This is a genomic window from Brevundimonas diminuta, assembly GCF_022654015.1.
Classification (GTDB): domain Bacteria; phylum Pseudomonadota; class Alphaproteobacteria; order Caulobacterales; family Caulobacteraceae; genus Brevundimonas; species Brevundimonas diminuta_C.
On the sequence record NZ_CP073063.1, the window covers coordinates 2,838,089 to 2,857,831 of the forward strand.

19 protein-coding genes are annotated in these 19,743 nt (G+C 64.4%); 14 read left to right on the forward strand and 5 right to left on the reverse strand.

Features of this window, described 5'->3' with window-relative positions:
- The first annotated feature begins 10 nt into the window (after nt 1–10).
- The 3 genes from KAK88_RS14075 to KAK88_RS14085 all read left to right on the forward strand — a co-directional run bounded on the left by KAK88_RS14075 (nt 11) and on the right by KAK88_RS14085 (nt 3,433).
- Nucleotides 11–1,654, forward strand: coding sequence for a site-specific integrase (locus KAK88_RS14075; protein ID WP_242077101.1), 1,644 nt, complete (start codon nt 11–13; stop codon nt 1,652–1,654).
- A gap of 527 nt (nt 1,655–2,181) precedes the next feature.
- Complete coding sequence (locus tag KAK88_RS14080; protein WP_242077102.1) at nt 2,182–2,616, forward strand: hypothetical protein; 435 nt, start codon at nt 2,182–2,184, stop codon at nt 2,614–2,616.
- Nucleotides 2,617–2,704: 88 nt separating this feature from the next.
- A complete protein-coding gene (locus tag KAK88_RS14085; protein WP_242077103.1) occupies nt 2,705–3,433 on the forward strand; it encodes a recombinase family protein in 729 nt (242 codons plus the stop codon).
- A 262-nt stretch (nt 3,434–3,695) separates the two neighbouring features.
- On the opposite strand, the gene KAK88_RS14090 is transcribed toward KAK88_RS14085, so the two are convergent.
- Nucleotides 3,696–4,238 (reverse strand): hypothetical protein, encoded by a 543-nt coding sequence (locus tag KAK88_RS14090; protein ID WP_242077104.1) that lies wholly within the window; start codon nt 4,236–4,238, stop codon nt 3,696–3,698.
- Nucleotides 4,238–4,765 (reverse strand): helix-turn-helix domain-containing protein, encoded by a 528-nt coding sequence (locus tag KAK88_RS14095; RefSeq protein WP_242077105.1) that lies wholly within the window; start codon nt 4,763–4,765, stop codon nt 4,238–4,240. Before KAK88_RS14095 ends, KAK88_RS14090 begins: the two co-directional genes overlap by 1 nt.
- A gap of 329 nt (nt 4,766–5,094) precedes the next feature.
- Between KAK88_RS14095 and KAK88_RS16120 the strand changes: the two genes are divergently transcribed.
- The 6 genes from KAK88_RS16120 (at nt 5,095) to KAK88_RS14120 (ending at nt 10,922) form a co-directional block, all read left to right on the forward strand.
- On the forward strand, nt 5,095–5,181 hold the full coding sequence (locus KAK88_RS16120; RefSeq protein ID WP_347265481.1) for a hypothetical protein: 87 nt from the start codon (nt 5,095–5,097) through the stop codon (nt 5,179–5,181).
- 68 nt (nt 5,182–5,249) lie between these two features.
- The gene (locus tag KAK88_RS14100; RefSeq protein ID WP_242077106.1) at nt 5,250–6,923 is read left to right on the forward strand and encodes a DEAD/DEAH box helicase family protein; all 1,674 of its coding nucleotides are present in this window, start codon (nt 5,250–5,252) and stop codon (nt 6,921–6,923) included.
- Entirely contained in the window at nt 6,905–8,386 is a 1,482-nt protein-coding gene (locus KAK88_RS14105; RefSeq protein WP_242077107.1) for an N-6 DNA methylase, read from the forward strand. The genes KAK88_RS14100 and KAK88_RS14105 overlap by 19 nt, the downstream gene beginning before the upstream one ends.
- Entirely contained in the window at nt 8,383–9,717 is a 1,335-nt protein-coding gene (locus KAK88_RS14110) for a restriction endonuclease subunit S (RefSeq protein ID WP_242077108.1), read from the forward strand. Before KAK88_RS14105 ends, KAK88_RS14110 begins: the two co-directional genes overlap by 4 nt.
- Nucleotides 9,714–10,358: a hypothetical protein gene (locus KAK88_RS14115; RefSeq protein WP_242077109.1), complete on the forward strand. Its 645-nt coding sequence runs from the start codon at nt 9,714–9,716 to the stop codon at nt 10,356–10,358. Before KAK88_RS14110 ends, KAK88_RS14115 begins: the two co-directional genes overlap by 4 nt.
- A 39-nt stretch (nt 10,359–10,397) precedes the next feature.
- Nucleotides 10,398–10,922 carry a hypothetical protein gene (locus tag KAK88_RS14120; RefSeq protein WP_242077110.1) on the forward strand — a complete coding sequence of 175 codons (525 nt, stop codon included), beginning with the start codon at nt 10,398–10,400 and terminating at the stop codon, nt 10,920–10,922.
- A 219-nt stretch (nt 10,923–11,141) separates the two neighbouring features.
- Here the strand turns inward: KAK88_RS14120 and KAK88_RS14125 are convergent, their stop codons facing one another.
- Both KAK88_RS14125 and KAK88_RS14130 read right to left on the reverse strand, forming a co-directional pair.
- Complete coding sequence (locus tag KAK88_RS14125) at nt 11,142–11,783, reverse strand: NrsF family protein (RefSeq protein WP_242077111.1); 642 nt, start codon at nt 11,781–11,783, stop codon at nt 11,142–11,144.
- Nucleotides 11,773–12,261 (reverse strand): sigma-70 family RNA polymerase sigma factor, encoded by a 489-nt coding sequence (locus KAK88_RS14130; protein WP_242077112.1) that lies wholly within the window; start codon nt 12,259–12,261, stop codon nt 11,773–11,775. Before KAK88_RS14130 ends, KAK88_RS14125 begins: the two co-directional genes overlap by 11 nt.
- A gap of 41 nt (nt 12,262–12,302) precedes the next feature.
- Here KAK88_RS14130 and KAK88_RS14135 point away from each other — a divergent pair, with 41 nt between their 5' ends.
- The 3 genes from KAK88_RS14135 to KAK88_RS14145 all read left to right on the forward strand — a co-directional run bounded on the left by KAK88_RS14135 (nt 12,303) and on the right by KAK88_RS14145 (nt 15,537).
- A complete protein-coding gene (locus tag KAK88_RS14135; RefSeq protein WP_242077113.1) occupies nt 12,303–13,088 on the forward strand; it encodes an HvfC/BufC N-terminal domain-containing protein in 786 nt (261 codons plus the stop codon).
- The gene (locus KAK88_RS14140; RefSeq protein WP_242077114.1) at nt 13,085–13,546 is read left to right on the forward strand and encodes a DoxX family protein; all 462 of its coding nucleotides are present in this window, start codon (nt 13,085–13,087) and stop codon (nt 13,544–13,546) included. The genes KAK88_RS14135 and KAK88_RS14140 overlap by 4 nt, the downstream gene beginning before the upstream one ends.
- A gap of 326 nt (nt 13,547–13,872) precedes the next feature.
- A complete protein-coding gene (locus tag KAK88_RS14145) occupies nt 13,873–15,537 on the forward strand; it encodes an SLC13 family permease (RefSeq protein ID WP_242077115.1) in 1,665 nt (554 codons plus the stop codon).
- Between the two features lie 44 nt (nt 15,538–15,581).
- Here the strand turns inward: KAK88_RS14145 and KAK88_RS14150 are convergent, their stop codons facing one another.
- The gene (locus tag KAK88_RS14150) at nt 15,582–16,136 is read right to left on the reverse strand and encodes a MarR family winged helix-turn-helix transcriptional regulator (RefSeq protein ID WP_242077116.1); all 555 of its coding nucleotides are present in this window, start codon (nt 16,134–16,136) and stop codon (nt 15,582–15,584) included.
- Nucleotides 16,137–16,201: 65 nt separating this feature from the next.
- Between KAK88_RS14150 and KAK88_RS14155 the strand changes: the two genes are divergently transcribed.
- Together KAK88_RS14155 and ngg are read left to right on the forward strand one after the other, a co-directional pair.
- A complete protein-coding gene (locus KAK88_RS14155; RefSeq protein WP_242077117.1) occupies nt 16,202–17,977 on the forward strand; it encodes an N-acetylglutaminylglutamine amidotransferase in 1,776 nt (591 codons plus the stop codon).
- Complete coding sequence (ngg, locus tag KAK88_RS14160) at nt 17,967–19,736, forward strand: N-acetylglutaminylglutamine synthetase (protein ID WP_242077118.1); 1,770 nt, start codon at nt 17,967–17,969, stop codon at nt 19,734–19,736. The genes KAK88_RS14155 and ngg overlap by 11 nt, the downstream gene beginning before the upstream one ends.
- Nucleotides 19,737–19,743: the final 7 nt, after the last annotated feature.

A 19,743-nucleotide genomic window follows, 5' to 3' on the forward strand; every position in this document is an offset into this window, starting at 1 on the left:
ACGAGCCGGAATGGAAGCCGTGGTCGGATGCAACTACCTCTACCGTCGGGGAGGGATCTACTGGTTCCGCCGCCGAGTCCCCGATGACGTTCTGGAAACCTTGGGGCGCTCCGCGTGGCGCGAAAGTCTTCACACCAAGGACTTCGAGCAGGCCAAGCAGGCTGCCCGCAGGAGGGGCGTCGAAACGGATCGATTGATAGCAACCGCACGCGCAAAGCTGACCGGGCAGGCCTCCACTCCCCTTGACGTCAGCACCGCTCAGGCAATGGCCGCGACTTGGTTGGAGGCAGTCCTGGCCGATGAGGAGGACATCCGCGTCGGTTTAGGCGAGGCGGGTCATGCTGCCTCGGAGACCTGGCTCTTTGAAGACGAGGCTGCGTATCGTCGCGACCTCGCACAGATGAACATCAGCGCGGTCGATCCCGCAGTGGAAAAATCCCTCGCCGAGGCGGGCCTTTGGTATCCACCGGGAGACCCAAGCCGCCGCATGCTCGCCGTGGAGATGCTCAAAGCTCGAGTCCGTCTCGTCAGTATCCTAAAGCGTCGCCTGGGCGGCGAGGTCGTTGAAGTGGCTCGTCCGACCCTAGCCCGCGCAACGCCCGTCAGCGGGCCAAATGTCTCGCAACTGATTGCTGCCTTCAGGGCCGAGCGTGTAGCGCGACATGGCGAAGAATCCACGGACCGGAAGTACGCCCATATTTTCACCGCGCTGGAGGAAGTCCTGGGGGCTGACAAGGCTATCCGCTCGATTACGCGGGCTGATATCCGCAAGGTCCGCGCCCTGCTCCAGCGGGTTCCGAAGTTCGCCACGCGGCGCTATCCGGGCCTGACTCTATCGGAGGCAGCCGACCGAGCCGACGAAGACGGCGGCGAACGCATCGCCCCGACCACCGTCAACACCTACCTCCAAAATCTCGCCGCCGTGTTCAACTGGGCCGTAGGAGAGGAACTTGTGGACCGGAACCCGGCGCAGGCCATGGCACTGTCGGCCACCCCGAACGTCAAGCGGCGCGGATTTACGACTGAGGAACTGCAACGCCTGTTCGCTGCCCTTGCCCCTCTCGCGCACGGCGACCAGCCTTGGCGCTTCTGGATACCAGCCCTGGCCCTCTACAGTGGCGCGAGAGCGGGCGAATTAGCCGCTCTGCGAAAGGCGGACATAGTCATGATCGACGGTGTCCAGTGCATGCGTTTCACCGAGTTCGACGATACGGGACGCCGCATCGAAGGCCGCCGACTTAAGACGGCAGCGAGCGAGCGCACCGTTCCCATCCACCGGACCGTTCTGGACGCAGGGCTGATGGACTACGTTGCCGCCCTCCCCGAGGATGCGGTGGTAGCCTTTCCATCGCTGCCACCTGGGCCGGACGGGAAGGCGTCACACTACCTGTCCAAATGGTTCGGAGAGTTCCGGCAGGATGTTGGTGTCAGAGATCCCGCCACGCCGTTCCACAGCTTCAGGCATGGCTTCCGCGACGCCTGCCGGGATGCCTCGATCCCCGGCGAGGTCGCTGACATGCTGGGCGGCTGGACCACGCAAGGGGTCGCGACGCGATACGGAGACAAGGGCCGCGTGGCGCTCCTCAGCCGCGAACTCGCCAAGATTTCGTATGCGCCGTTCGCCCTGCCGAAAATCATGGACGCCTCGAGATGACGCAAGGGTCCGCAGAGCGACGTCGGCGCTCGCCAGCACCATTACCTCCAAAAACGCCGCGAGGACGCTCAGCCGCATCCGTCGCACCCAATGCTCGTCAGGTGCCCGGGACCGCTCAGCGGTCATCCTACGGCTTTCCGACAGTACAGTGGACGTCACGCCCCATAGTTGAGTTCAGATAAGCGCAACCAGGGATTTTCCCTTGGTCTAGGGGGCCTGAAAGGCCCAGCCCTGAGGATAGCCTAAGGATAACCTTGGGCAGCCTTGCGAGAAACCCTCCTCAATCCGACGGGGAGGAAACCCATATGAGTGTCGCCAGATCTTCATTGCCCCCCCTCGGTGGTTTCAGGCTCAGAAATCTGAAGTGCAGAATGTACCCGCGTAAGCTCCTATTTCCCCCCGTCGGGGGTCACCGAAGGGGATGAGCATCGGACACCAAAGAGACTTTCCAGCCTTACTGAGTTGGCCCGCCAGCAAAGCCGAGCAGCCCCTCCCAACATCATTTATCATTCAGCTTGAAGGTGCCCATGAGCGATCCGAAAACCGTGAACGTTGTGGACCTACACGACTTCGAAGGAGCCCTGGGCGAACTGGCAGCCAACCTCCTGCGAGTCATTGCGGGAAGCGGCACTCCCCACGCCGTGGTTGGGCAGATCCGTCTCTGTAGCGAGGTTCTCGAGAGATACGCCGCCAAACACAACCGGTGGCCATCGCCAGGCGACATCAGTGCGGCGCTCGGCGATGGCCTGGGCGATTACCGACCCAAGCATCAGATGTACGAAGGAGCAGGTCAGGTCGCGCTCAGCTCCATAGTCAACGGCTCGCTGCGGCTTTCTGCTGCGGGGATCTGTTCCAATCCTACCGAGCGCTCCAAGGCTCTATCAGAGATAGAGCGGGCGGCGCGGGACTTGCGTGAAGCGAAAGCAGCTCAGTCCGTAGCAGGCCTGAAGTCTGGGACATAGTTTCCCACGACGGTCCCTCACCCGCCGTCGTTGACCGGCCATACAAAACTGCCTAACGCTCGTTAGATGGATTTGTAAGGGGGCTGATATGGCCAAGGCGGTAGCGTACTTCCGAGTCTCGACGGCGGCGCAGGGGCGCAGCGGTCTGGGGCTGGAGGCGCAGAAGGCGGCGGTGGCGGAGCTTACCCGTCAACGGGGCCTGCAAGTGCTGGCGGACTTCACCGAGGTGGAGAGCGGCGGGCGCAACGACCGACCGGAACTGACTAAGGCCCTCCACCACGCCAAGGTGACCGGAGCCGTCCTCGTCATTGCCAAGCTCGACCGCCTCAGCCGCAACGCTGCCTTCCTGCTGACCCTCAGGGATAGCGGGGTGCGCTTCGTGGCGGCGGACCTGCCGGACGCCTGTGACCTGACTGTGGGGGTCCTCGCGGTCATCGCTCAGGCGGAGCGGGAGGCCATCTCACAGCGGACGAAGGCGGCCCTCGGGACCGTGAAGGCGAAGCTCGTGGCAGGTGAGGCGCACATCTCCCGCCGCACCGGCCTCCCAGTGGCACGGCTGGGCAACCCTCAGGGGGCCGAGGCGCTCCGGCGGGCGGCGCGGGGGAATGCGGCGGGGCTAGAAGCGGTGAAGGCCAACGCGGACGCCCACGCTCGGGACCTCGCGCCCATCGTCGCTCGGCTGCGGGAGGAGGGTTGCACCTCGCTCGCCTCGCTCGCGGCGGGCCTCAACGCGGCCGGGGTGCGAACCCCTCGGGACGGGACGTGGCATGCGTCGTCCGTTAGGAACCTGCTGGCCCGGATGAACCCTTCCGCTTGACCCGGAACCGGGTATTCCCAAGATCGTTATATATTGAAGGGCAAGCGCGACCCCGGCCCCCGGTCATCTCCGTCCATGGGGATAGACTTTCTTAGGAGGTCTGGGGCAGTACTTCCCTAGGAGCGACAGATCGGTTGAGGCACTCCGGTGCCAACAGCGTTCCCCCGCCCGCAAGGGTCCACGCGTGATGCGAGATAAGGCTTCTGCCGAAGTGGGTACCGAGACTTTCTGAAGGGGCATCCGCAAGGGTGCCCCTTCTTCGTTAGCGCGAGAACCTCTTCACCTTCTGTCCGCGCAGGGTCTTGGAGACCAGCACCCGGAAGCGCACCTTAGTCATGTTCTCGATGGCGAGACCCTCGCCGTCGGGGGGATAGGCGCTCTCCACAAACAGGCTTGCATCGCAGCCGTCGCCTTGGTGCCCACCCCGCTTGATATTGAAGAACATCCGATACTCCGCCCCGTCAGCGGCGGTCACCTTCACGTAGTTCGCCTCAGGCGTCTGATGGACGTGTCCGTTGGGCAGCCCACGGACTAGATCGGGGAGGCCCTGCGACAGCTCGAAGCGCACCGGGCAAAAAACCCGAGCCCTGTTGCCCCCGTCGAGAATGACCGGCTGACCTGCATGGACCACCGCGTCCCATTTCTCCGTAAAGCAGTGGTTCGAGAAGCGCACTCCGATCCGAATGGCGCGTCCCTCAACGTCCATCTCGAACACCATCGGGGCCAGATGCTCGGCCGCTACCTGCTGCGGCTGCGGCTGCGGCTGCGGCCCCTGCTCGATCAATCCTTCGGCTGACCCGTCCATCACTGCGCACCCCCGGCGGGAGGTTGCTGGCCCCGCTTGCGGGACCGGTGCCCCGGCCGCTCGGCCTTGCGAACTTCCGCCTTCGCGGTCTCGCGGGCTTCCGCCATGGACTTCGCGATGATCTTCACCTGCTCGATCAGCGGCGAAAGATCATAGAAGTTGCTGGCCTGTCCGCCGCTCACGTAATGCCGCGCCACACGGCGGATCAGCCCGGAAGCCTCCAGCCGGGCCATCGCCCTCTGGACGGTCTTGTCCGAGACCTGCAGGCGCTCCGCCAGCCGCCGCTTGGAGGGGAACGGCATGCTGGAGTTCGTCCACCAGTGATCGAGCAGGTGAATCAGCAGGACCAGCTCAATCGCGTCGATGCCCAGACGCTCCTGCCCACGCAGCAGGACGGACGGGACGTAGGTGAAGCCGAGCTTCACAACCTCCTTACCCCAGCGGTCGGCCATGGTCCCGTTAGCCGGGCCCGACTCTTTTCCTTCCGGCAGAACCGGAGTATCAATCTCGTCGAGTTCGTCAGCCACAGCGGCCTCCTTTCGGGAACCTACGTGGCCTAAAATGACCCTCCAGCGGAACCCCTACGGGGCGGTTCATGAGGGGACATAGGCGTACCCCCGGGCGGACGCAAGTGACCCCGTCCCCCAGACGCCGATGACCACCGAATCAAGACGGGCTACTCAGGACACAGCGGCTCACGAGCATAAGTTAGGACAGTCAGAGTCCTGGACACCCACGTCCCGGGGGCGACGGGATTTTCGCCCGGGCGAGCCTGCTTTTTTTGTAGATCACCACTCGGAGCCGTGGCCGCCCGTGGAGGGCGTTGGAGTATGTGCGGGAGAACGACACGTTTGTGGTGACTCGTATCGATCGCCTGGCGCGCTCGGTCGGATATCTCAGCGAGATCGTCGCCCCCTTGGGATTTGATCACGCACACCAATAGAGTGTGGCGCTGGCTAAAGAGCTGGCTATGTCGCTACAACGGGTCAGCCGTCTGCAGTCTCCGGGGGAATGATGCAGCATGTCAGCGCCAACTTCGAGTTCCTGAGACCGCACGGACTGCAATTAGTGCGGCTGGCAGCTCAGGCAGAGCATTATTTCCGGACCGACCCAAACACTTCCCTGATTAAGCTGCGTCAGTTCGCTGAGTTGCTGGCGAAGGAGGTCGCGGCGCGGACGGGATCGTTGAGGTCGCCCGACGAGTCTTTCGCCGACATCCTCGGAGTGCTCGGCCGTGCCGGCTACGCCTCCCGTCAGGCGCTGGACCTGTTCCACTACCTGCGGAAGTTAGGCAACAGCGCCGTCCACCAAGGCCAAGACGATTTCGCCACAGCTCTGGCAGGCCTGAAAGTCGCCCGTGAACTCGGTGCGTGGTTTGTCCGAGCCTATTGCAGCGAACCCAAGCTCAGCCTGACCCCGTTCGTGCCGCCACCTCCGCCGGCTGACCCCACGGTCAGCCTGCGGGCCGAGCTGGAGCGGCTGAAGGTCGAGGCCGAAGGCCACAAGAGCGCTGCCGAGACTGCTCAGGCACGCGCCGACGCACTGGCTCAGGAAAACCTCGAAACGGCCGACCGTCTGCGCCAGGAAGCCGAGGAGCGCGACGTCTGGCGGAAACTGGCTGAGGAAGCTGAAGCCGCCGCCGACCAGGTCAGGACCGCTCTGAAGGCCACCCAGACACAGGCCGAGAAGGCTGCGCCCGCCGAGCTCGCCAAGTTCGAAAAGGCGGCAGAGGCGGCCGACAGCGCCATCAACCTCGATGAGGCGGCTACCCGCGCCATCATCGACCAGCAACTCAGCGCGGCCGGCTGGGAGGCCGACACTCAGGAGCTTCGCTACGGGAAGGGAACTCGGCCCACCAAGGGACGAAATCTCGCCATCGCGGAGTGGCCGACGGCGCGCGGTCCCGCCGACTACGCCCTCTTCGCGGGGCTGATCCTCGTCGGCGTCGTCGAAGCCAAGCGGCGAAACCGTAACGTCATGAGCGTGCTGCCCCAGGCCGAGCGCTACGCCGCCAGCATCGCCCCGGGAACCGCGCATCAGCACGCCCAAGGCCCGTGGGGCGAGTTCAAGGCCCCGTTCGCCTTCTCGACTAACGGTCGCCCATACCTAAAGCAGTTGGAGACGGCGTCCGGGATCTGGCGGAGGGACCTGCGCCGGCCGACCAACGCGGCTTCAGCCTTAATGGCCTGGCCCTCGCCAGGTGGCCTCCTAGAGCGCCTTGAGGCCGACCAGGACGCGGCCGAAGCGGCGTTGGAGACCCAAGGCTTCAACTTCGGCTTCGAACTTCGGCCCTATCAGCGACAGGCCATCGAGGCGGTCGAGAAAGGACTGGCCGAGAACCGGCTGCATATGCTGGTCGGTATGGCCACCGGCACGGGCAAGACCAAGCTCGCTATCGCCATGCTTTACCGATTGATCGCGGCCAAGCGCTTCCGCAGCGTCTGCTTTGTGGTCGACCGCAGCGCGCTCGGAGAACAGACCGAGCGCGAGTTCAGCACCACCAAGGTGGTCGGCGGCAAAGCCTTCGCTGAGATCTTCGGGCTCATCGTAGTCGACCGCGAGTCGCTGGATGACGAACCCTTCAAGGCTGACGGGGGCTTCCGGGTCATTAACAAGCGCTTTGACGGCAAGTTGGAGTCGGTCCTTTCGGACCTCAGTGAGGCATTATGGCGAACAGCGAGCTGACCAAGGGCAGGGTCACGACACAGGACATCGTCCAAAAACTCTGGAACCTGTGCCACGTCCTGCGCGACGACGGCGTCAGCTACCAAGAATACGTCACCGAGCTGACTTTTCTGTTGTTCCTCAAGATGATGGAAGAGACTGACCGCGAGGATCGCATCCTAGCCGGCTACCGCTGGAGCGACATCGCCGGACGGGAGGGCGTCGACCAACTCGACCATTACAAGCGTGCCCTGCTGGATCTGGGCAAGTCCGGCGCCCCGGTCGTGCAGTCGATCTTCACCGACGCCCAGACCAAGCTGCGAAAGCCGGCCAACCTGAAGACCCTGACCACCGCCATCGACACCCTGGACTGGTTCTCGGCGCGCGAGGAGGGCCTCGGCGAGCTCTATGAAGGCCTGCTGGAGAAGAACGCAGCTGAGAAGAAGTCCGGTGCGGGCCAGTATTTCACGCCCCGGCCGCTGATCGACTGCATCGTGCGCCTCATGAAGCCGCAGGCCGGCGAGGTGGTCCAGGACCCGGCAGCAGGCACTGCCGGCTTCCTGGTGGCCGCCGACCGCTACATTAAGGACCACACGGACGACCTCTATGCCCTGACGCCGTCCGAAGCCTTCTTCCAGCGCAACAACGCCTTCGTCGGCATCGAGCTGGTGCCTGATACCCACCGCCTGGCCCTCATGAACCTGATGCTGCACGGCGTCGAAGGTCCTATCACCCTGGGGGACAGCCTGACGCCCGACGGCGAGGCCCTGGGCAAGGCGGACCTGATCCTGACCAACCCGCCGTTCGGCACCAAGAAGGGCGGCGGACGGCCCAGTCGCGCCGACTTCTCGGTGACGGCCGAAACCTCGAACAAGCAGCTGGCCTTCGTCGAGCACATCGTCCGGGCCCTGAAGCCCGGCGGCCGCGCGGCGGTGGTGCTGCCCGACAATGTGCTGTTCGAGGACAACACCGGCAAGCGCCTGCGCGACTGGGCGATGAACCTGGCGAACGTCCACACCATCCTGCGGCTGCCGACCGGCATCTTCTACGCCCAGGGGGTGAAGACCAACGTCCTGTTCCTGCAGCGCGGCCAGACCGACCGGGGCGCGACGGCGGGCGTCTGGGTCTATGACCTGCGCGCCAACATGCCCGCCTTCGGCAAGACCCGCCCCCTGCGTCCCGAGGACTTCGCGGCCTTCGAGGCGGCCTATGGCGAGGACCCCAACGGCGGCGCGCCGCGCCAGGACGAAGGCCCCGAGGGTCGCTTCCGCTACTTCAGCCGCGCCGACATCGCCGCCCGGAACGATAACCTCGACATCGCCTGGCTGCGCGACGACAGCGACGCCGCCGAGGACGACCTCAGCGACCCCGAGGACATCGCGGCGGCGATCCTGGGCCACCTGCGGGCGGCCCTGGCGGAGGTCGAGGCGGTCGACACCGAGTTGGCCGGCGAGGAGGCCGTGCCGGCGGAGGTGGAAGCGTGAGCGAGCTTCCGGAGGGATGGTCTGAGGTCGCGGTGAACGACCTTACGGACGCCCATGCGCCAATCTGCTACGGCGTCCTTAAGCCCGGCGAGCGCGATGACGCCATCGTGCCAATGGTGCGGGTCACAGACATAAGAGGCGACGTTCTCGAACGGTCGCAGTTGATGTTGATCTCGCACCAACTCGATGAAGAGTTCTCTAGGAGCCGGATCAGCGGCGGAGACGTGCTGCTCTCGATACAGGGCACGGTTGGGCGGGTTGCGGTAGTTCCGGACGACATGCCTGCGGCTAACATCTCGCGAACCATCGCGCGTATCCGTCCAGCTTCGCTGGATTTGTCTCGCTGGCTCTGGGCCGCACTGCGGACCCCCCAGATGCAAGAAGCTATGGGTGAGGAAACAGGCGGAACAACTCGGGACAGCCTCAACATAGGGGCGCTAAGGGACATCTCGATCCGGGTCCCGCCCCTCGCCGAGCAACGACGGATCGTGGCGAAGCTCGACGCCCTGACCGCCCGCACGGCCCGCGCCCGCGCCGACCTCGACCGCATCCCCGCCCTCGCCGCCCGATTCAAGCAGGCGGTGCTGGCAAGTTGCTTTACTCCGGAGAGTTCGAACGAGCTCGTCGAGCTCGGAAGCATCGTGTCTCTTGAGAATGGCGACCGAGGAAAAAACTACCCTGGAGAAAACGAGCAACACGACAATGGCTATTGTGTTTTTCTCGGCACCAGAAACGTCCATCACGGAAGCTTCGATTGGACTGGAGCAAAATTTATCAGCAAGGATAAGCACGAACTACTGTCTGGTGGGACGCTGCAACGCGGTGACGTAGTCCTGACGATCCGAGGGACGTTGGGAAACTGTGCCGTATACGATGAGCGTGCTCCCTTTGAACGTGTCCGTATTAATTCGGCGATGATCATCGTACGCCCCAAGGGCAATGTCTTGCCGCACTATGTGATGTGGGCTCTACGGTCTCCCGCCTTCTTGGGTTGGGTCAGTTCAAATGCTCGCGGCTCTGCACAACCTCACCTACGTGCTGTTGATATCAAGTCTACCAAAGTGAGGCTTCCAGACTTAGAAGAACAGGCGGCGATTGTTTTGCGGGTAGAGCGGGCCTTCGCGGAGATTGACCGTCTGGCAGCCGAGGCTTCCAGTGCTCGTCGCCTTCTGAACCGCCTCGACCAAGCAGTCCTCGCTAAGGCCTTCTGGGGTGAACTGGTTCCCCAAGACCCCGCCGATGAACCCGCCAGCGTCCTCCTTGACCGCATCCGCGCCGAACGCGCCAGCGCCCCCAAGGCGACCCGAGGGCGACGCAAGGCGGCTGCATGAGCTACGGTCGGACCGACATCGCCATTGGCGTGATCGATGTCGGCTCGCCGAAGGGCGGGAAGCTGGGCTGGGCGATCCTGACCCCGAACGCCGATCCCATCCTCGGCAAGGACCTGGACGTCTTCATCGACGCCATGACAGCGCTGGGCACGAATTGGCCACTGGCCATAGGCTTTGAGGCCCCATTGTTCATCCCGGCGTCCGCCGAGGCCCTCAAGATCCTGAGCGGCCGGAAGGGCGAGGGATCTCGCCCCTGGAGCGCGGGAGCGGGAGCTGCAGTCACCACGGCCGCGCTGGCGGTGGTCACCTACACGCTGACGGGCCTGCGCCGAGGGCTGAGCCAGGCGGCGGCCTCAACCGACGTCAACGCCCTGCCGACTTGTCCCGGCGACATCCTTTTCTTTGAGGCCTTCGTCACAGCGGCGGCGAAGGGCGACGACCATGCCGACGACGCCTTCATCGCCGCCCGCGAGACCAAAGCGCTCCTCGGAGGCGACCGGCCCTACCGCTCAGCCATCGACGAGCCCGAGGCGTTCAGCTTACTCGGCGCGAGCCTGCTACGCACTGGTTGGTCGACGGACTTGGCCGTGCTGTCCGCGCCATGTCTGGTCGTGAAACCTGGCTTTGACCACTACGCCTGACAGGGAGCGTGCGTGCCATATACCGATCTGACCCAACGAGTGCTTGAGCGGCTGGACGCCACCAGCATGGCGGTGCGTGATCTCGCGCCAGCACTGACGACCTTCAAGATCACGCCAGAGCATCTAGCATCTGAAGAGGCGGCGCAGGCGCTGCTCTCAGACATCCGGAGAGGGAGCGGGGCTGGGCGCTGTCTCTACGTGCTTCAGGTCTGTGATGCTAACCTCGACCAGACGCACCTTGCCAATTTCCAAGACCGTTTTGCAGCGGCCAAAGACCGCGCATCGGGCTCCCTAGCCTTTCCTCGCTTGAACAAGGTCGAGCCTTCTCGCGTGTTGTATGTAGGTAGCTCGTTGACCCTGAGTTCTCGCATCAAGGAACACCTAGGATACGGCTCTGACCGAACCTTTGCGCTCCGACTCAATAGTTGGGTTCCGGCGTGCGAGATCGATCTCCTGGTGGCTGCCTATGACCGCGATGCTTCAAATGAAGCAGTCCTCCTTCTGGAGGACACGCTTTGGCGTCGCTTGACCCCTATGTTCGGGCGTTCGGGTTCAGCGCGCTGATCCAGCACGTCGCGTCGGTGTGACCCAGCGGATGTCCGCATCCTCCTCTTGCCTGTGACACCCAGACTGTGACACACGACACTTTTGAAGGCCGTTAAAGCCTAGGAAATCCGGCACCAGAGGGGTCCCTAGAGGCTCTCCCTCCGGGCCTACCACCCTGTCTGTCGGAACCGCTTAGAAGCGGCTCACGACCGCTTAACGGCAGTGTTGCATGCACGCTCACCAGCGGAAGGTGAAACGACCGATAGCAGCACCCAGGGCCGCGACGAGGCCCATGCCCAAGGTGTACCAGACGGCTACAAAGGCGGCTGTGTGCTCGGGGCAATGCAGGCCATAGACGGTCGCGGCCAGCCCTGCGGTCAGAAGACCGGCGGCGCCGCCGGCTAAAGCGGGCTTCACAGGGGCGAATCGTCTCGCGGCGAAGAAGATGAACGGCGCCGCCAGAGCGCCGAGCGACAGGATATTCGTCGGACAGACCCTGGCGGAACGCCCGATGACCATGTCCATCCGCGCGTCAGGCGCAGCGCCCAGCAACTCCACGACAGCCCATCCGGCAGCGACGGCCAAAATGGCGGCTAGCAGGATTGCGGGACGGCGCGGCGAAGCGCCCGGCCGCCCCAGTCGATCCAGGAGCCAGAAGCCGGCGACGCACAGGGAGGCCGTATAGGCCGCCTTGGCCCAGAAGGTCGGTCCGGCGACGGCCGACATCAGATCCGGTCGCAATCCCAGCCACCAAACGACACCAGCAAGCGCGACGCCCGCCGCCGGCAGCATGAACAGCAGCACACGACGGTCAATGTCGCTTCGGGACGTCGGCGGCAAGTCCAGCGCCAGGCTGGTGATCAGGTCGTCAGTCTTCATCGTTGGACCCTGCTGCTCCAGCCGCGAAGCGCGCGGTCAAAGCCTTGAAGCTGCGATGGATGCTGACCTTGGCGGCGGCGACGGAATAGCCGTGACGCTCGGCCGCCTCGGCCACGCTCAGTCCGATGACTTTCACATCATGGATCAGGGCGCGCTGTCGCGCCGGGAGGATCGACAAGGCGCGGGTCAAATCGCGTCGCATGACCCCGTCCTCGACCGTGTGCTCGGCCAGCAGCACGATTGCGTCGTCCAGCGGCTCGGTGAGGCGTCGGCCCTGGCGGCGCAGGTGGTCGATCAGCTTGTGGCGGGCGATCGTGAAGGCCCAGGCCGTGAACGACTGGTTGCGATCCCATGTGGCGCGCTTGGCGTGAATGGCGATTAGGGTCTCTTGCACGAGGTCCTCCGCGTCGCTTTCTCCGTTGAAAAGACGGCGTTTGAAAAAGGGCCGCAGGTGCGCGGCCAGGTCCGACAGCAGCACGCGCCAACGCGATCAAGCCGTCGCCATAATGGAGGCCTGCCATGTCCAGCGCGCCACCTGACGATCAGATGCTGTCATTTCATGCGAGCTTCTCCCTGGCCTTGCAGGGGCAGGGCTCCGTGCTCACACCGTGGCTGGCGGATCCAAATGCGCCCGGATTGGCGGTTTATCGAAACACGGTGGCCAAGGGGCGGGCCGACGCCCTGGCGGGTCTCTATCCGACTGTCGAACGGTTGGTCGGTCCGGACTGGTTTCGCGACGCCGCTTTGATCTACGCCGACAGCGCGCCTCCCTCATCCCCGGTTCTCGATGCCTATGGCGAGGGCTTCCCGGAGTGGCTGGCGACGTTTCCGCCCGCGTTTGAACTTCAGTTTCTGCCGCCTGTCGCCCGTCTTGATCGCGCACGGAGCCGCGCGCACCGCGCCGCTGACGCACCGACCCTGCTCCCTGGGACGGTCGCCGCCCTGTCGCACACTGCTCTCAACGCTGGCCGCCCGGTCCTGCATCCGTCTGCGCAAGTCTTCTGGTTCGACTGGACTGCGCCTTCGATCTGGCTGGCCAATCGTGTGGCTGCGCCTCCGGACGACATGCTGTGGGACCAGTCCCCCGAGGGCCTGTTGATCGTGCGTCCGGAAATGCAGGTCCAGACCCATCGGTTGACCCGTCCTCAGTTCGCCTTCCTCGACGCCTGCCGGCACGGCCGCACCGTCGGAGCAGCGGCTCTGGCCGCCCTCGCCGCCGATCCCGCAGCCAATCTGTCCGAGCTGTTCAGAGATCTGCTTCTGAGCGGCGCCTTCACCCGTATCGAAACCGGAGCGCCACAATGACCGAACTGACCGCCGCATCGTCGCCGCGCCCCTCCCTGGCGGCCCTCCCACGCCTGGCCCAGGCTGCGATCCCCCTGCCGGTGCTCAGCCTGATCGCGCGTGTATCGATCGCGGCGGTCTTCTTTCTTTCCGGCCGGACAAAGGTGGAGGGCCTGCTGACCATCACAGACAGCACCTATGCTCTGTTCGCCGAGGAATACCGACTGCCTCTGATCCCCGGCGATATCGCCGCCCATCTGGCGACCTATTCGGAACATTTGTTCCCGGTCCTGCTGGTGCTCGGCCTCGGCGCCCGCTTCGCCGCGCTCGCGCTTCTTGGCATGACCATAGTGATCGAGGTTTTCGTCTACCCCCTCGGTTGGCCGACCCACCTGCTCTGGGCGACGGTGCTGCTCTACATCATCAGGTTCGGCGCCGGACCGATCAGCCTGGATCATTGGCTGAGCCGGAGAAGCTGATCCTTAGCACTGCTCAGGTCTGCATTTTCGCCCTCATCTACTGCTTGATCTGAATTGTCATCGTGCATCTTGGTAGCTGGGTCGTCATGCCCTTCCGCCAGGATAGGATCAGCACTGACAGCAGATGCTCTTCTGTCGTTGAGTGATCCAGAGGGCTGGCTGCCTTCTAGCATTCAGCCTACGCTGCGTGCTGATCATGCAAGGGCGCTAGGCGAGTGACGTTTCAACAGGGACTGGCCTTTGGCCTTGTCGGGCTGACAATCGGCGCCTTCATCTGGGGTCGATTTCGTTACGACCTGGTCGCGGTCGTCGCATTGGTTGCAGGATTGGCGATCGGCATCATCCCCGCCGAGGCTGCGTTTGACGGTTTCAAGAACGATGTCACCGTCATCATCGCCTGCGCGCTGATCGTTTCGGCGGCCTTCGCCCGGTCGGGGGTCATTGAACTCGCGATGCGGCGTGTGATGCCGCTGTTAACGACTGAGCGCTCCCAGGTCCCGGTTCTGACCGGCGCTGTGACCTTGCTTTCCATGGCGACGAAGAATGTCGGTGCACTGGCGATCATGATGCCGGTCGCGCTTCAGGTGGCGCGCCAGACGAAGTCGTCTCCCTCACGGCTCCTGATGCCGATGGCTTTCGGCGCCATGGCGGGCGGCATGGTCACCCTGGTCGGGACCGCCCCGAACATCATCGTCGCCGAAGTGCGTCAGAGCATCGTCGGCAAACCCTTCTCCATGTTCGACTACGCACCCGTGGGCCTGGCGCTCACCCTGATCGCCCTGGCGTTTTTGGCGTTCGGCTATCGCCTGTTGCCCCGCGATCGACAGGGCGCGACGTCCATGAGCGCGGCCCTGGCCGCCAACGCCTATGCCACGGAAGTCAGGGCGCCTGAAGGCTGGGCTCCGGGATCTATGACCGTGTCCGCTCTCGGCGCCCTCGGCGACGGGGAGGTCAAGATCATGGCGTTGATCCGGTCAGGGAAACGGCGGCTGAATCCCAGAGGCAATGTCGTCGTCAAGGCGGGTGACGCGCTGCTGATCGAGGGCGAGCAGCAGGCGCTGGAGGGCTTCGTCAGTCGGGCTCAGATGAATCTCATCCGTGATGATCGCCCGGTTCCCATGGCGACCGCATCCGAGGAGATTGCGATCGTAGAGGCGGTGATCGGCCGAAACTCCCCGCTGCAAGGGCAGTCTGTTCGAAGCTCGGATCTATACGGCCAGCACGGGATTAATCTGCTGGGCGTGTCGCGAAGCGGCTTTCAACTGACCCAGCATCTGCGGACGGCGAAACTGGCCCCCGGCGATATCATCCTGCTTCAAGGCGCCGAACAGGCGCTGCCGGTCGCGCTGAGAGCGCTGGATTTACTGCCCCTGGCGGAGCGTCAGGTTCAACTCGGAAGCGTGCGCAGGCGGTTCATGCCGGCTGTTGTTCTTGCGTGCGCCATGACGCTCGTCGGCCTTGGCCTGGTTCCAGTCGCCGTCGCCTTCTTCGGCGCCGCCGTCGTCATCGTCGCCTTGGGCGGCTTGAAGATGCGTGAGGCCTATGCCGCCCTCGATGGACCTCTGCTGGTTCTGATCGCAGCCCTCATTCCCGTCTCAGACGCGATCCAATCCACGGGTGGGTCCGATCTGATCGCGGGACTGCTTCGCCACGTGTTCACAGGCTTGCCGGGCGTTGTCGCGATCACCGGCGTCATGCTCGCCTCAATGGCGGTTACGCCCTTCCTGAACAATGCGGCGACCGTTCTGATCGTCGCCCCGATCGGAGCGACGCTGGCCAAGCAGCTTGGCTACAATCCGGATCCATTCCTGATGGCGGTCGCGGTCGGCGCCGCGTGCGACTTCCTGACGCCCATCGGTCATCAGTGCAACACGCTGGTCATGGGACCTGGGGGCTATAAGTTTTCTGATTATCCCAGGCTGGGCGCGCCTTTGAGCGCGCTCGTTCTGGTCACGGGGCCATCGCTCATCTTGCTGTTTTGGCCTCTTTGATTGGCTCGAGGTTAGAAGATAGTGTTGGACCAGACAGGTCAGGATTACCGCTTCCGGCTGTTCGCCAGGGAGATATCCCGAGCCGCTTCTGAGGACCTGACAGCCTCATGGTGCGGCTTCGAAGAGGCCGAAGTGTCGCGCGGCTGCATCAAAACGGCCAGGCGTTCGACAGCTTGAGCCATCGCCAGTCGTTCGCTGTGTGGAAGTTCCGCCAAGGCGGCGAGAAAGCCGTCGCCGAGCAGGCCCGGGGACGTATTCAACGCCTGCCGCCCAGCGTCGGTCAAACGCACATGGACGACGCGGCGATCGACGGTGGAGCGATAGCGGGCGGCCATGCCCTTGGCTTCGAGCTTGTCCAGTACGGCGACGACGGTCGGCGCCGACATGGAAACGTCCCGAGATATGGCGCTGGTGCTGACTTCACCCAATGCGCGGATGGATTGCAGCACGAGGAGTTGCGGCAGCGTCAGCCCGGTCAGACGTGAGATTTCTCGAGACCGAACATCAATCGCCTGGGCGATGCGTCGGACCGACCGGACAAGGGATGCGGTGGCGTCAACCGCCACGTCAGGGCCTGGCTCATGGGAAATATCGGCCATTCGGGTTGAACTCTTTCGTGTCCTAACCATTTGTACCCGCTGCTTCCACAATTCAAGGAGGACCCATGTGCGGTCTTAGCGGCGAGATCAATTTCGACGGACGACCGGCCGATGCCGACGCCGTTCATCGTATGACCGATGCGCTCTCGCCCCGTGGACCGGATGGCTCGGGCATTGTTGTGCGCGGCCCGGTGGGGCTGGGTCACCGACGCCTGAAGATTATCGACCTGTCGGAGAAGGCGCAGCAGCCGATGGTGGACGCCGACCTGGGCGTGACCCTGGCGTTCAACGGCTGCATCTACAACTATCCCGAACTGCGCGAAGAGCTGCAGGGGATGGGTTTCCGCTTCTTCTCGCACGGCGACACCGAGGTCATCATCAAGGCCTGGAAGGCGTGGGGCGAAGCCTGCGTCGAGCGGTTCAAGGGCATGTTCGCCTTCGTGCTGCATGAGCGCGACACCGGCCGCACCGTGATCGCCCGCGACCGCTTCGGCATCAAGCCGCTGTATCTGGCCGAACACGGCAAGCGTCTGCGCTTCGCCTCGACCCTGCCGGCCCTGCTGGCGGCGGGCGACGTGGATAAGACCATCGATCCCGTCGGCCTGCACCACTACATGACCTTCCATGCGGTGGTGCCGCCGCCGCACACCATCCTGAAAGGTGTCAAGAAGTTCCCGCCGGCCACCATCCGCGTGATCGAGGCGGATGGGCGGGCCAAGGACCGCCTCTACTGGCAGCCCGACATGACCCGCCATCCCGAGGATGCGGCCCTGACGGCCGAGGATTGGCGCGACCGGGTCCTCGACGGTCTGCGCAAAGCGGTGAAGCGCCGTATGGTCGCCGACGTGCCGGTGGGCGTGCTGTTGTCAGGCGGGGTGGATTCCAGCCTGATTGTCGGTCTGCTGGCCGAACTGGGTCAGAAGGACCTGATGACCTTCTCGGTCGGTTTCGAAGAGGCCAATGGCGAGAAGGGCGACGAGTTCGTCTATTCCGACCTGATCGCCAAACATTACGGGACCAAGCATCACCAGATCTTCGTGCCGCACCAGCGGCTGATGGAGGCCCTGCCGGGCGCCATCGGCGCCATGTCGGAACCGATGGTCTCCTACGACAATGTCGGCTTCTACCTGCTGAGCCAGGAAGTTTCCAAACACATCAAGGTGGTGCAGTCGGGACAGGGCGCCGACGAGGTGTTCGCCGGTTATCACTGGTATCCGCCGATGCTGGGCGCGACCGATCCGGTCGGAACCTACGCCAAGGCCTTCTTCGACCGCAGCCATGCCACGCTGAAGACCCAGCTGAACGGCGCCTATATGGCCGACACCGACGTCAGCCGCGCCCTTGTCGAGGCTCATTTTGCGCAAGGCCGCGCAGCGACTCCGGTCGACCAGGCCCTGCGTCTGGACAGCCAGGTGATGCTGGTCGACGACCCGGTGAAGCGGGTCGACAACATGACCATGGCCTGGGGCCTGGAGGCGCGCGTACCCTTCCTGGATCACGAACTGGTCGAACTGGCGGGTCGCATTCCGCCCGAGCACAAGCTGGCGCAAGGCGGCAAGGGCGTGCTGAAAGAGGCCGCGCGTCTGGTGATCCCCTCCGAGGTCATCGATCGCAAGAAGGGGTATTTCCCCGTACCCGCGCTGAAATACATCCAGGGTCCATATCTGGAGATGGTGCGCGAGGCCCTGACCAATCAGGCCGCGCGCGACCGCGGCCTGTTCGACCGGGGCTATCTGGACACCCTGTTCGCCAATCCGACCGAGCACATCACACCCCTTCGCGGCTCCGAGCTTTGGCAGGTCGCCGTCCTGGAAATGTGGATGCAGCAGCATGGCGTCTGATATCCGCTCCGAGCGATCAAAGGCGCATCGGCTCAAACGTCTGCGGCACGAGGGCCTGAAGCCCCCGGTGCAGTCGGGAGACGGACCGACCTTGGATGCCGTGCTGGACTGCGGCTGGGGCCGACTGCTGTTCGCCCAGACCTTCGAGACGGCCGAGCCGTTGGTCGAGGCCCTGCGCGCGGAGGGGCCGGACCGGCGCGACATCGCCTTCTATGTTCGCAATCCGCACGTCCTTTTGGCCTCGGCGCCGCAGGAGTTGTTCCTGGATCCGTCGCACACCTATCGGCTGGAACTGGCGACCTATCGCACCAGCCGACGCCAGCCCCGAGGCTTCACCGTGCGCCGGCTGACGTCGGAAACGGATGCGCAGGCGGTCAACGACATCTACGCCAAGCGCAAGATGGTGCCGGTTCCGCCAGACTTCTTCTGGTCGCATCGGGACGACCGAACCCTGACCTATTTCGTCGCCGAGGACACCGTGACGGGGGCTGTGATCGGCACCGTGACGGGCGTCAACCATGCCCGCGCCTTTCAAGATCCGGAATGCGGCTCTTCGCTATGGTGCCTGGCGGTCGATCCGCAGGCGACCCAGCCGGGCGTCGGCGAGGCCCTGGTTCGGCGTCTGGCCGAACACTTCAAGACCCAAGGTCTGGCGCACATGGACCTGTCGGTCATGCACGACAACGACCAGGCCATCGCCCTGTACGAAAAGCTGGGTTTCCGTCGCGTCTCCTTCTTCGGGGTCAAACGTAAGAACCCGATCAACGAGGCTCTGTTCGTCGGCCCGACCGACGACCACGACCTGAACCCCTATGCCCGGATCATCGTCGACGAGGCGCGTCGGCGCGGCATCCATACCGAGATCATCGACGGTGAGGGCGGGCTGTTTCGCCTGAACTGGGGCGGCCGCTCGGTCCGGTGTCGCGAAAGTCTGTCGGAGTTGACCTCGGCCGTCGCGCTCAGCATCTGCGACGACAAGCGGATGACGCGACGCATCGTCGAGGCGGCCGGCGTGCGCGTTCCCGAGAGGATCGATCCCGAAAGCCCGTCGGCCATCGATGCAGCGCTGAGCAAGTTCGGCGCCCTGGTCGTCAAACCGGCGCGCGGCGAACAGGGGCAAGGCGTCGCGGTCGGCCTGACGACGACGAGCGAGGTCCAGACGGCTTTGGTCCGGGCGCGCCGCATCTGTTCCGAGGTTCTGGTCGAGGAACAGGTTCAGGGCGAGGACCTTCGGCTGGTGGTGATCGACTACAAGGTCGTCGCCTGCGCCCTGCGTCGTCCGCCGCGCGTCTTCGGCGACGGCCGCTCGACCTTGCGCGCCCTCGTCGAACACCAAAGCCGTCGTCGCGCCGCCGCCACCGGTGGGGAATCCACCATCCCGATCGACGCCGAGACCGAACGCACCCTGGCCGAGGCCGGCTATCGTCTCGACGACGTGGCGGCGGAAGGGGCCGAGATTTTGGTGCGCAAGGCTGCTAACCTGCACCTGGGCGGCACCATCCATGATGTGACGGATGAGGTGCATCCCGCCCTGATCCGCGCCGCCGTCGCCGCCGCGCGCGCCATCGACATTCCGGTCACCGGCATCGACCTGATGGTGAAGTCGTCGCGCGAACCCGACTACGCCTTCATCGAAGCCAATGAGCGCCCCGGCCTGGCCAACCACGAACCCCAACCGACTGCCGAGCGTTTCGTGGATCTGCTCTTTCCACTGTCCGCACCGGCCGCTGCGCGGACATTTTCGCGACCCGAAGCCTGAAGGAGGC